Origin of the sequence: Rubellimicrobium mesophilum DSM 19309 (assembly GCF_000600335.2) — a bacterium.
Classification (GTDB): domain Bacteria; phylum Pseudomonadota; class Alphaproteobacteria; order Rhodobacterales; family Rhodobacteraceae; genus Rubellimicrobium; species Rubellimicrobium mesophilum.
Window position 1 is genome coordinate 81,675 of record NZ_KK088615.1, and the last position, 11,934, is coordinate 93,608.

Sequence of the window (11,934 nt, forward strand, 5' to 3'; positions counted from 1 at the left end):
AGGGCAAGGGCCCCGCTCAGGCGACCTCGCGCTTGATCGGCGCGAAGCTGGACAGCCCCAGCCAGGTCGAGATCGACCGCACCAGCGCCGGCGGACCATGGGCTTCCAGCGTGCCGGCCGCCATCTCCGCCCGCAGGGAGCAGTGGCCCATCCAGATCGCGGTCATGACGCGCAGGGGCGCGCGCAGCTCCAGGTCCACGTCGTAGCCCGGATCGTGGAGGCAGAGGTCGACCGTCCCGTCCGCGACCACGAGCCACCAGTCCTGCCGCTCCTCGTCCAGCTCGGGATAGTGGAAGTGAACCACCGTCCGCCCCGGTGGGAAGGACTTGGGGTCGACGCGCCGCCGCATGTCCCACATGAGGAGCGAGGGGTCGAGGTTCTTCAGGGACAGGTTGGACTCCACCCAGCGCTGGCCCCAGGTCCCGAGCCCCTCGACCAGCCCCCGCAGCTCCTCCCCGGCCCGAGTCAGCCGGTAGTCGTTGATGCCGGGCTGCCCGGTGGGCTCGACCCGCACGATCCCGGCCTGCTCCAGCTCCTTGAGGCGCTTGGACAGGAGCGCCGGCGACATCCGCGGCACCCCCCGTCGCAGGTCGTTGAAGCGCGTGGAGCCGCAGAGCATCTCGCGCACCACCAGCATCGTCCACCGCGAGCAGACGACCTCCGCCGCCATCGAGACCGGGCAGAACTGGCCGTAGGAGGAGCTCATGACCCGCCTCCATCGAGGATGCCGGATCATGCGCCCGAGGACGCCGCCGGTCCAGTATAGATTCGAGACTGGACCGATTCGCGCGACAGGAGGACACTCCCCGGCATTCATCCCCTGGAGGATTCCATGACCCTCGTTGATGCGCCGACTACCGCCAAGCACATTGCCGCTCCGCCGACCCTCGTCGAGAGGGCCGAGGCCCTGGGCGCGGTCTTCGCCGACCGCGCCCAGCGGCTCGACGAGGAGGACGCCTTCGTCGCCCAGAACTACGCCGACCTGAAGGAGGCGGGCTTCCTCGAGGCCGCCGTCCCCGCCGAGCTCGGCGGCGGCGGGGCCGACATCCCCGAGCTCTCCCTGATGCTCCGCACCTTCGCGCGTCACTGCGGATCGACCGCGCTCGCGCTCGCCATGCACACCCATCTGGTCGCGGTCCCCGCCTGGCGCTGGCGCCACCAGGGCGTCGCCGCCGTCGAGCCCCTGCTCCGGCGCGTCGCGGCCGAGCGGCTCGTCCTCGTCGCCACCGGCGGCTCCGACTGGGTGGGCGGCAGCGGCGAGGCTGTCCGCGTCGAGGGCGGCTACCGCATCAACGCCCGCAAGATCTTCTCCTCGGGCTCCCCCGTGGGCGACCTCCTGATGGCCAGCGCGATCCTCAAGGGCGAGGACGGCGCCCCCGACGAAGTGCTGCACTTCGCGGTGCCCTTCGCCTCGCCGCAGGTGAAGCGCCTCGACACTTGGCACACGCTCGGGATGCGGGCCACGGGCTCGCACGACGTCCTCATCGACGGCCACGTGGTCCCCGAGGCCGGCGTCGCGCTCCGCCGTCCCGCCGGCCAGTGGCACCCGTTCTGGCACATCGTCGCCACGACCGCGATCCCGCTGATCTACTCGGCCTATCTCGGCGTGGCCGAGGCCACCCGCGACGCCGCGGTGGCATTGGCCCGCCTGCGCCCGACGCCGCACACGATCCCCCTCGTGGGCCGCATGGACACCGAGCTCATGGGCGCCCGCCTCGCGCTGCAGGGGATGCTCGACGTGGTAGCCGAGAACGCGCCCTCGGCCGACACCGTCAATCGCGTGATGATGGGCCGGACGCTCTGCGCCCGCCACGCCCTCGCGGTGGCCGACCTCGCGATGGAGGCCGCCGGCGGCGCGGCCTTCTACCGCAAGAACGGCGTGGAGCGCCGGTTCCGGGACCTCCAGGGGGCGAGGTATCACCCGATGCAGCAGGGCCCGCAAGCGGAGTATGCGGGGCGGATGGCGCTGGGGATGGGGGTGGAGAGGGTGTTCTGACTGCTTTGATAGCTTATGCAGGACTACGAAGGGCAGACGAGAGAGTTAATCGACGCGTTAAAGGCTCGCCTCCGAAATTAATCAGTTCTTTCGTCTTCTTCTGCATGAGTTATCGCGGCAACTCCAAAACGTTCCGCGTCAGCCTGCATGGCCTCAAATAATGGAGAGGTGCGCATTCGTTCAAGGTTCTTTCGAACTTCTCGGTCAGTCTTCACTCTTTGGTTCGGATTCACCGAACGTGCCATAGCTTCCGCCATCTTTGCTCGAGAGAAGAAGTAATCAAGCAAGTTGCCGGGTAGGACAACAAATTTTGGGCTATGCAGTCCATGATTAATGCTGAGCCGTGTGCCTTTCCAAAGTTTCCCATAGTTGCGGACGTGGCCGAAAAATGCAATCGGTCCGATCTTACAGTAAACTGCTACAAAATCTAAACTGTCAGAATGCGGGATGTCGATTTCGACAGACCGTTTTATGTAGCGGTTCCAGTAGACCGGGGTATCGTCAGACTTGACGTCCGAGAACCACCCAATTGGCACCATATGTAGCTCGTTCGTTCCTGGGTTGCTAAGCTCTCCTATTAAGAAGCGTCTCCAAACTTCCATACATTTAGCTAGGTCAGCTTCCAGCGACGGATCGACGCGAGCGAAAACACCTCCCTCACTGATCGAGTATAGGCTGGCTCGATAGAGCAAGGATGCGGCAAACTTAGAATACCACTCGCTATATGATCCTCTCGGCCCGTCACTTGATGAGATTTGCGAGAAGACTTTCTCTGCAAACTCTTTCTCCCAAGAGGAAAGCATCTGTTCGCAATCCCAGCAGAACAGGGGTGCCTTGGCGCCATCTTGGATCCGACGATTAGGACTAGCCCCCGCTTCTAAGGTAATCAGTCCCGCTCGTTTGTTTCATCCAACGAACACAAAGCCGGGATAACGTGACTCTTCTGCAATTCCTTTAGCTGACCGCATAGCTTGCAGCTTGCAATCAATTTCGGATCACTGGCGCTTATATCTCAGCGGCTATCGGCTTGGATACTTCTAAGTCTTCCGCTAGATCGAACTGCCCCAACTCACACATCCAACTCCTCAACAAACCTTGCGTTCTCCTGAATGAACTGGAACCGCATCTCCGGCTTCTTCCCCATCAGCCGCTCGACGAGGTCCTCGGTCTCCCCCGGCTCGTCGTCGTGGAGCGACACCCGGATCAGCCGCCGCGTCGCGGGGTCCATGGTGGTGTCCTTGAGGTCCTTGGCGTCCATCTCGCCCAGGCCCTTGAAGCGCTGGACGTCGATCTTGCCCTTGCCGCCGATCCCCTTCGCCAGCCACTTCGCCTTCTCGGTGTCGTCGGCCACATAGAGCCGCTTCGCCCCCTGCGTCAGCCGGTAGAGCGGCGGGCAGGCCAGATACAGGTGCCCCTTGTCGATCAGCGGCCGCATCTGCGTGAAGAAGAACGTCATCAGCAGCGACGCGATGTGCGCCCCGTCCACGTCGGCGTCGGTCATGATGATGACCTTCTCGTAGCGCAGGTCGTCGATGTTGAACTTGCTCCCCAGCGATACCCCCAACGCCTGCGCGAGGTCCGCGATCTCCTGATTGCTCCCGAGCTTCGAGGACGCCGCCCCCAGCACGTTCAGGATCTTCCCCCCGGAGCGGCAGCAGCGCCTGCGTCCGCCGGTCCCGCGCCATCTTCGCGGAGCCACCGGCCGAGTCGCCCTCGACGATGAACAGCTCCGTCCCCGCGCGCGAGGACGCCGAGCAGTCCACGAGCTTGCCCGGCAGCCGCAGCTTGCGCGTGGCGGACTTCCGCGCCGTCTCCTTCTCCTGCCGACGCCGGATGCGCTCCTCGGCCCGCAGGATCAGGAAGTCGAGGATCGCCCCCGCGCTCTTGGTGTTCGCCGCGAGCCAGTGGTCGAAGTGGTCGCGCACCGCCCCCTCGACCAGCCGCGCGGCGTCGGTGGTGGCGAGCCGGTCCTTGGTCTGGCCCACGAACTCCGGCTCGCGGATGAAGCAGGAGACCAGCGCGCAGCCGCCCGTCAGCAGGTCCTCGCGCGTGATGTCGGCGGCCTTGCGGTTCTTGGCGAGCTCCCCGTAGGCTTTGAGCCCCTTGAGGACCGCCGCCCAGAACCCCGCCTCGTGGGTGCCGCCCTCGGGCGTCGGGATGGTGTTGCAGTAGCTCTGGAGGAAGCCGTCCCGCGCGGGCGTCCAGTTGATCGCCCATTCCACCTTGCCGGGAACGCCGAACTTCTCCTGGAACGACACCGTCCCGGCGAAGGGCTTCTCGGCATAGGTGCTGACGGCCCCGAGCGTCTCCGTCAGGTAGTCGGCGAGGCCCCCCGGGAAGCGGAACGTCGCCTCCATCGGAGTGTCGCCGTCCTCGATCTCGGACTTCCAGCGGATCTCCACGCCCGAGAAGAGGTAGGCTTTGGACCGCACCATCTTGAACAACCGCGAGGGCCGCAGCGTGTGGTGCCCGAAGATCTCCGCATCCGGGTGGAAGGTGGACGAGGTCCCCCGCCGGTTCGGCGCCGCGCCCAGAACGGCGAGCGGCCCGAGCGGGATGCCCCGCGAGAACCGCTGCTCGTAAAGCGTCTTGTTCCGCGCCACCTGCACCACGAGCGAATCCGACAGCGCGTTCACCACCGACGCACCCACGCCGTGCAACCCGCCCGAGGTCTCATAGGCCTTGCCCGAGAACTTGCCCCCGGCGTGGAGCGTGCAGTGGATCACCTCCAGCGCGCTTTTCCCCGGAAAGCGCGGATGCGGGTCCACCGGCATCCCTCGCCCGTTGTCGCGGATCGTGCAGGACCCGTCCGCGAGCAGCTCCACCTCGATCCGGTTGGCGTGTCCCGCCACCGCCTCGTCCATGGAGTTGTCGAGGATCTCCGCCACGAGGTGATGGAGCGCGTGCTCGTCCGTGCCGCCGATATACATGCCGGGGCGCTTGCGGACGGGCTCCAGCCCCTCCAGCACCTCGATCGAGGAAGCGTCGTAGGTCTCGGTCACGTTCAGCAGATCGTCGGGCATGGCGGTCATGTTCTCGTTGTGTTCTTCCCAGATAGCCATTTTTCCCTCGCTTCGCAACGCGACCGTCCGTCACCCAGGCCTTTTCTCAGGGCCGAACGGGCTCCCGCGACCGCTCGTCCCACATCCGCTGGAACGCCGGGCGCCCCTGGCACATCCGCAGCCACCCGTCCACGGCGGGATAAAGGGGCAGGAGCCCCGCGTCGGCCTGCGCATAGCGGACGATCTCGGCCAGGTTGATGTCGGCCACCGTGAAGCGGCTCCCCACCATCCACTGCCGCACCCCCAGATGCGCCTCCAGGGCCTTCAGCGGCCGGTGCAGCCGCTCCTTGGCCCGCTCGACCTCGGCGCGGCCCTCCTCGGTCTCCGTGCGCCCATACTGATAGGCGTTCTGGATCGCGAGCGCCGGCTCCTCGACGCTGGCCGCCCCGAACAGCGCCCATTGCACCATCAGCGCGTTCTCCGCCTCGTCGCGCGGCCCGAGGTCCCCGCCATGGCGCCGCGCGAGGTAGAGGTTGATCGCCAGCGACTCGGCCAGCACGAGGCCGTCGTCCTCCAGCACCGGGATCGCGCCCATGGGGACAGCGCTAGGAACTCCGGCGAGTGCGTGTTGAGCGGCGCGGCTGGCCCCGAAGGGTCGTCCAGCCGGTAGGCCTGCCAGACCGTTCGGATCGGCAGGTCCATCCCGATCTCATGGGCCAGCCAGATGTTGCGGCTCGCGCGGGACCGATAGCAGCCATGGAGCAGGGGCATCGCGGACTCCTTCCTGTCAGACCTTCCTTGCTAATCCTCCTCACGCGCCCTTGAAAGCCGGCGCCCACCGGGCTTCATTCCGGACGAGGCAAGGAGGGAACACCATGCGCGTCTTCTTCACCGGAGGCTCCGGCAAGGCCGGCAAGCACGCCATCGCCCATCTGGCCGAACAGGGGCATCAGGTCACCAACATCGACCTCACGCCGCATCGCCATCCGGGCGTGCCGTTCCTGAAGGTGGACCTCACCGACGGGCACCAGGTCTTCAACGCCATGGCCTCGCCCGCCTCGGGCGACGACCTCGACCGCGAGCCCGCCCGCTACGACGCGGTCGTCCACTTCGCGGCCATCCCGTCGATGTTCCTGACCGCGGACAACGAGACCTATCGCGTCAACGTGCTGAGCACCTACAACGTGCTCGACGCCGCGACCAAGCTCGGCATCCGCAAGATCATCGTGGCGTCCAGCGAGACGACCTACGGCGTCTGCTTCGCCCAGGGTGAGGTCCGGCCCGACTACATCCCGGTGGACGAGGAGCACCCGACCGTCCCGCAGGACAGCTACGCCATGTCCAAGGTCGTCAACGAGGTCACGGCCCGCAGCTTCCAGGCGCGCACCGGCTTCGACATCTACGCGCTCCGCATCAACAACGTCATCGAGCCGCATGAATACCTGACCTATTCCAAGGCCTGGCGCGAGACGCCCGAGGTCCGGCGCCGCAACATCTTCGCCTATATCGACGCCCGCGACCTCGGCCACATGGTGGACCGCTGCCTCAAGACGGACGGCTTGGGCTACCAGGTCTTCAACGTGTCCAACGACGACTCCTCCGTCGGCATCCCCACGGCCGAGGTGATCGAGCGTTTCTACAAGGGCATCCCGGTCAAGCGACCCCTGGGCGAGCACGAGACCTTCTACTGCAACGCCAAGGCCAAGCGACTCCTCAACTACGCGCCGTCCCACGGCTGGCGCGACCTCCCCTCCAAACCGTAAGGGCCTTCGATGGATGCCCCCGCCGCCCCGCTCGTCCGCGCCTTCGACCTCGCCGCCTTCGAGGGCGCGACCGGCCCCGACCGGCAGGCCCGGACCGAGGATCTCGACCGCATCTGCCGCGAGACGGGCTTCCTCGTGCTCGCAGGCCACGGCGTGCCCGAGGCGACGATCCGGGGCGTGTGGGCGGCGGCGCAGGCCTTCTTCGCCCAACCCCCTGAGGAGAAGGCCAAGGTCGCCGCCAAGCCCGGCGACCCCTACGGCCTGGCTCGGCCCCGACCGCGACGGCCCATGGCGAAGTCGCGCGGCGATGAGACCGCCCCCCGACCTCAAGGAAAGCTTCAACGGCGGCCCCTCACGATTCCCCAGGGCCTGAGCGACCCCGACGCCTACGCCTTCTGCTACGTCCCGATCCCTGGCCCGACCTCCCCGGCTTCCGCAAGGCCTGGACGGCCTACTACACGGCCCTGGAGGACCTAGCCGCCCGCGTCATGGGCGCCATGGCCGTCGCGCTTCACCTGCCCGAGAACCACTTCGACGCCTACCTGACCGTCCCCGTCTCCGCCCTCCGCGCGCTCCACTACCCGGCCACGCCGCCCAGCACGCTCCCCGGCCAGCAGCGCGCGGGCGCCCACACCGACTACGGCTCCCTCACGATCCTCCTCCCGCAGCCCGGCTCGCGCGGCCTCGAGATCAGGGACCCCCGAAGCGGCGACTGGATCGAGGTCACGGCCCCGCCCGGCACCTTCGTCGTCAACATCGGCGACCTCATGGCCCGCTGGACCGCCGACCGCTGGGTCTCCACCCTCCACCGCGTCGTCGCCATCCCCGGCCAGCCCGCGCGCCAGAGCCTCGCCTTCTTCCACCAGCCCGACTGGGAGGCCGAGATCGTTCCCCTCGACGGCTCCTCGGCCTATCCGCCCGTCCGCTCGGGCCCCTACCTCCGCGCCAAGTTCACCTCGCCCGGGACCTGACTCCTCTAGGTTTACCCAAGGTCAAGGTCGTGCCATGATCCCCTCGAACCCCGAGGGCGACCATGGCACGCGACCTCCCTGACCGCACCGAGGCTGAGGGCATCGAGGCCCTGGCCTGGGACGCGATGTACGCCGCCGCGCCGCCTCCTTTCGCCGCCGCGACCGGCCTTGCGAGCCGGAGCTTCGGCGCCATGACCGCCTATGCGATCAAGGCGGCTCCGACGATCCAGTTCAACCGCGCCCAGCGCGCCGGGCCCGAGAAACCCTCCGCGGACGACCTCGCCGCCAGCGCCGACTGGATGCGCGGCAACGCCTCGCCGGCCTGGACCCTGCAACTGCCCGAGGACGACGACCGGCCCGCCCGGCTCGGGCTGCGGCCCAGCGGCTCCTGGACCAAGTTCGGCCGCTCCCTGACCGACCTGCCCGAGGCGGGCAGCCGCCTCGACCTCCGCGTCGTTGGGCCCGATCGGGCCTCGGACTTCGGCTCGGTCGTGGCCGCCGCCTTCGGAGCCCCGCCGCCCTTCGCCGCCTGGATCGCGTCCCTGGTCGGCCTGCCCGGCTGGACGGTCTACGTCGCCTACGAGGGCGAGACGCCCGGGGCGGCGGCGGCCCTTGCCGTCTCGGGCGAGGTCGCCTGGCTCGGCATGGGCTGCGCGCTCCCCGAGTTCCGCCGCCAGGGCGCCCAATCCGCGCTCCTGGCCCGCCGCCTGGGCGACGCGCGCGGGCAGGGCGCCCGCGTCGCCGTGACCGAGACCGGCACGCCTCCGCCGGGCGGCATCGCCGACCACCCGTCCTACCGCAACATCACCCGTGCCGGCTTCCAGCCGCTCTACCTCCGCACCAACTGGCGTCCGGAGGCGGGGTAGGGGAACCCCGCCCTCCGCCGCATCGCCTCTGGACGCATCCTGCAAACGAGCCTAACTCGCCCCCATGACCCAGGCGCCCACCCTCTCGCAGCCCCTCGCGGGCTGGTCCGGCCATGCGCGCGGCCTCCTCGGCCTCGCGCTGCCGCTGATCGGCTCGAACATCGCGGGATTCGCGATTCATGCGACCGACGTCGTGCTGATGGGCTGGTACGACGTGACCGCGCTCGCCGGCATCGTGCTGGCCAGCTCCTTCTACTTCATCCTCTTCATCACCGGCTCGGGCTTCGCCGTGGCCGTGATGCCCCTCGTCGCCACCGCCGCGCAGGAAGGGGACGCGACCGAGGTCCGCCGCGTGACCCGCATGGGCCTCTGGCTGATTCTGGGCTTCGCCGCGCTCATCATGCCGATCCTGATCTTCTCGGGGCCGCTGCTCGCCTCCATGGGCCAGAAGCCCGAGGTCGCCGACTACGCCGGGCGCTACCTCCACATCGCCGGCTGGATGATCGTGCCGGCCCTGGTGATCTCGCTCCTGCGCTCGTTCCTCTCGGCGCTCGAGCACACGGCGGTCCTGCTCTGGTCCACCATCGGCATCGCCGTGATGAACGCCGTCCTGGGGTATGCCTTCATCTTCGGACGCTGGGGCTTCCCCGAGATGGGGATCGAGGGCGCGGCCTGGGTCGCGCTGACCACCAACTCGGCCGGCGCCCTCGCGCTCCTCGGCTACGCGGTCTGGAAGCTGCCCGAGTATCGCCTCCTCCAGCGCCTCTGGCGCCCCGACTGGGCGGCCCTGGATCGCGTCTTCCGCCTGGGCTGGCCCATCGGCGGCCAGCTCCTGGCCGAGGTCGGGCTCTTCGCCGGCTCCGCCATGATGGTCGGCTGGGTCGGCGCCGTGCCTCTCGCGGCCCACGGCGTCGCGCTCCAGCTCGCGTCGCTCACCTTCATGCTCCACCTTGGCCTTTCGCAGGCCGTGACCGTCCGCACCGGCCAGGCGCTGGGGCGCGGGGACAGCGAAGGGATGCGCCAGGGCGCGCTCGTCGCCATCCTCATGTCGGCGGGCTTCGCCCTCCTGGCCAGCGCCGTCTTCCTCCTCTGGCCCGAGACGCTCCTGTCGCTCTTCGTGGACCCCTCCGATCCCGCCCGCCCGCAGGTCCTCGAGGTCGGGGTCACGCTCCTCGCGCTCGCCGCCGTGTTCCAGATCTTCGACGGCGCGCAGGTCCTCGCCATCGGCCTCCTGCGCGGCATCCAGGACACCGCCATCCCCATGGTCCTGGCGGCCCTCAGCTACTGGGTGATCGGCCTCCCCGCCGCCTACGCCTTCGGCTTCGTCTTCGGCGGCGAGGAGATCGGCGTCTGGCTCGGCCTCGTCATCTCCCTCGTCTGCGCCGCCTCGCTGCTCATGGCCCGCTTCTGGCGCCTCGCCTCCCGGCCCCTCACAGGACTGCACGCCTGATGTTCGACTTCATCACCGGCTGGATCGAGCAGGGGGGCCTCCTCGCGGTGGGCCTCCTGATGATCCTCGAGAACGTCTTCCCGCCGATCCCATCCGAGCTCATCGTCCCCCTCGCGGGCTTCAAGGCGGCGCAGGGCGCCATCGGCCTCACGGGCCTCCTGATCGTCGCCACGCTGGGCTCCACCCTCGGCACGCTCCTCTGGTACGGCCTCGCCCGAGCCTGGGGCCGCGAGAGGTTCCTGCGCTTCCTCGACCGCCACGGCGTCTGGCTGACCATGTCGCGCGAGGAGGCGGAGACCGCGATGCAGTGGTTCCACCGCTACGGCCCCTTGGCGGTGTCCTTCGGACGCCTCGTCCCCACGGTGCGGACGCTGATCTCCGTCCCCGCCGGACTGTCGGAAATGTCCTTCCCGGCCTTCCTGGCCTACACGGCGGTCGGCAGCGCCGTCTGGATCGCGATCCTCGCCGGGGCCGGTTACCTCCTCGAGGACAACTACGAGCTGGTCGAGAAATGGGTGAACCCGGTCTCCACCCTCGTCGTGGTCGCGATCGTCGCGCTCTACCTCTATCGCCTCGTCCGGGGCCTGATGCGCCGCCGCGCCTGACTCACGGCTCCTGGTAGCCCAGCGCCCTCAGCCGGAGGTCCCCTTCGCGCGGGTCCTCCGCGAAGAACAGCCCGCCCCGCTTCTCCGAATGGCCGGGCACGTAGTCGAGCGTGGCCCGCGCGGTCTCGACCGCCTCGCCGCCGCGGCTGAGCACGCCTTCCACCTCCACCCCGGCCGCCGTCTCGGACGAGCCGTTCACCGCCGCGATCCGCGCCACGAACCCCTCGCCGGCCGGGAGCACCTCCTCCAGCCGCACCGTCACCTCGGGGGGCACGTCGCCGGGGCTCGTCCAGGCCTGCCAGCCCAGGAAGCCCAGCAGCGCCAGGGTCAGGATCGCCCCGATCGCGCCCGCGACCCATTCGAGCAACGGCGTCGATTCCCCTTGCGCCCGCTCCTGCCTCCCGTGATCCGCCGCCATGTCCGCCACGCCATTCCTCCCTCAGACGATCAGCCGCGCGATGGCGGCGCCCAGCGCGGACGGGAGGCTCAGCACCGTCACCATCATCGCCACCTGCCCCAGGGCGACCCCGTCCGTCCGCCCGAAGGTCCAGAGCACGTACAGGCTCACCAAGAGCGCGATCGCGTACCCCGCGAGGCTGTAGCCCCAGAAGGTCCGCCAGAACCCGTTCCCGCCGGGCTTCTCCTCCTGTCCCGAGAACTCCAGCGAATAGACGAAGGCGTGCAGCATCAGCAGCGACACCACGACCAGCACGATCGCGTGCCACGGCGTCATCACGTAGGCGATCAGGATCATCTCCTCGGTCGGCGCCACGTTGAAGGCCAGGAACAGCGCGCCCGCCAGCATCAGGAACAGCTCGCCCCCGTAGCAGTCCGGCCGCTCGTCCTCCTCCTCGCTGTCGCCGAGCTGCCGCCGCGCGGCCATCGCGCCGATGCTCGCCGGCACGGCCTGCACGGCGATCTTGCCCAGCACCTCGTCCGCGTTCATCCCCCAGGAGATCAGGTCGAAGGCCAGGAGCAGCGCCGCCGAGGCGAGGATCCCCACCCCGTAGGCCGCCAGCATGTCGAGCGTGTCGTCCTTCAGGCTGAACGCCTTGCGGAATCCCGCGACGAAGGAGAGCCCTTCCAGCAGCGCGAGGTTGAGCGCCAGGAACAGCACCAGCCGCCAGCGGTCCATGGTGAAGCCCAGCCACCACATCTCCATGGTCATCAGGAGCGGGAAGGCGAAGATCACCGCCCCGCCGAAGGCCCGGAGGAGGTCCACCGCATAGTCCCGGTTCGTCAGGCCCTGCGAATCGCTTTTCGACTGGTCCGACAAGCCCT

At 68.6% G+C, this 11,934-nt stretch carries 12 protein-coding genes and 1 pseudogene; 7 read left to right on the forward strand and 6 right to left on the reverse strand.

The window, feature by feature from the left end; all coding sequences use genetic code 11:
- Positions 1-16: 16 nt before the first annotated feature.
- Complete coding sequence (locus RUMESO_RS20585) at positions 17-706, reverse strand: winged helix-turn-helix transcriptional regulator (RefSeq protein WP_037283119.1); 690 nt, start codon at positions 704-706, stop codon at positions 17-19.
- A 126-nt stretch (positions 707-832) separates the two neighbouring features.
- Between RUMESO_RS20585 and RUMESO_RS20590 the strand changes: the two genes are divergently transcribed.
- A complete protein-coding gene (locus tag RUMESO_RS20590; protein ID WP_037283121.1) occupies positions 833-1,996 on the forward strand; it encodes an acyl-CoA dehydrogenase family protein in 1,164 nt (387 codons plus the stop codon).
- Positions 1,997-2,073: 77 nt separating this feature from the next.
- Here RUMESO_RS20590 and RUMESO_RS25405 read toward each other — a convergent pair whose 3' ends face one another.
- The 3 genes and pseudogenes from RUMESO_RS25405 to RUMESO_RS20600 form a co-directional block, all read right to left on the reverse strand.
- Positions 2,074-2,799, reverse strand: a complete 726-nt coding sequence (locus RUMESO_RS25405) for a hypothetical protein (protein ID WP_156363042.1) — start codon at positions 2,797-2,799, stop codon at positions 2,074-2,076.
- Positions 2,800-3,065: 266 nt separating this feature from the next.
- Positions 3,066-5,019 (reverse strand): annotated as a pseudogene (gene parE / locus RUMESO_RS20595) (DNA topoisomerase IV subunit B).
- 85 nt (positions 5,020-5,104) lie between these two features.
- Complete coding sequence (locus tag RUMESO_RS20600; RefSeq protein WP_245639365.1) at positions 5,105-5,593, reverse strand: glutathione S-transferase family protein; 489 nt, start codon at positions 5,591-5,593, stop codon at positions 5,105-5,107.
- Positions 5,594-5,873: 280 nt separating this feature from the next.
- On the opposite strand from RUMESO_RS20600, the gene RUMESO_RS20605 reads away from it, so the two are divergent.
- The 6 genes from RUMESO_RS20605 (at position 5,874) to RUMESO_RS20625 (ending at position 10,653) form a co-directional block, all read left to right on the forward strand.
- On the forward strand, positions 5,874-6,761 hold the full coding sequence (locus RUMESO_RS20605; protein WP_037283123.1) for an NAD-dependent epimerase/dehydratase family protein: 888 nt from the start codon (positions 5,874-5,876) through the stop codon (positions 6,759-6,761).
- Positions 6,762-6,770: 9 nt separating this feature from the next.
- Positions 6,771-7,238, forward strand: coding sequence for a 2-oxoglutarate and iron-dependent oxygenase domain-containing protein (locus RUMESO_RS27535; protein ID WP_082484426.1), 468 nt, complete (start codon positions 6,771-6,773; stop codon positions 7,236-7,238).
- 20 nt (positions 7,239-7,258) lie between these two features.
- The gene (locus tag RUMESO_RS27540; RefSeq protein WP_245639366.1) at positions 7,259-7,732 is read left to right on the forward strand and encodes a 2OG-Fe(II) oxygenase family protein; all 474 of its coding nucleotides are present in this window, start codon (positions 7,259-7,261) and stop codon (positions 7,730-7,732) included.
- Positions 7,733-7,794: 62 nt separating this feature from the next.
- Entirely contained in the window at positions 7,795-8,598 is an 804-nt protein-coding gene (locus RUMESO_RS20615) for a GNAT family N-acetyltransferase (RefSeq protein WP_051521555.1), read from the forward strand.
- Between the two features lie 64 nt (positions 8,599-8,662).
- A complete protein-coding gene (locus tag RUMESO_RS20620) occupies positions 8,663-10,048 on the forward strand; it encodes an MATE family efflux transporter (RefSeq protein WP_037283125.1) in 1,386 nt (461 codons plus the stop codon).
- Complete coding sequence (locus tag RUMESO_RS20625) at positions 10,048-10,653, forward strand: DedA family protein (RefSeq protein ID WP_037283127.1); 606 nt, start codon at positions 10,048-10,050, stop codon at positions 10,651-10,653. The genes RUMESO_RS20620 and RUMESO_RS20625 overlap by 1 nt, the downstream gene beginning before the upstream one ends.
- A gap of 1 nt (position 10,654) precedes the next feature.
- Here RUMESO_RS20625 and RUMESO_RS20630 read toward each other — a convergent pair whose 3' ends face one another.
- Positions 10,655-11,080: a hypothetical protein gene (locus RUMESO_RS20630; RefSeq protein ID WP_051521556.1), complete on the reverse strand. Its 426-nt coding sequence runs from the start codon at positions 11,078-11,080 to the stop codon at positions 10,655-10,657.
- 12 nt (positions 11,081-11,092) lie between these two features.
- Entirely contained in the window at positions 11,093-11,929 is an 837-nt protein-coding gene (locus RUMESO_RS20635) for a TIGR02587 family membrane protein (RefSeq protein ID WP_211262947.1), read from the reverse strand.
- Positions 11,930-11,934 lie beyond the last annotated feature (5 nt).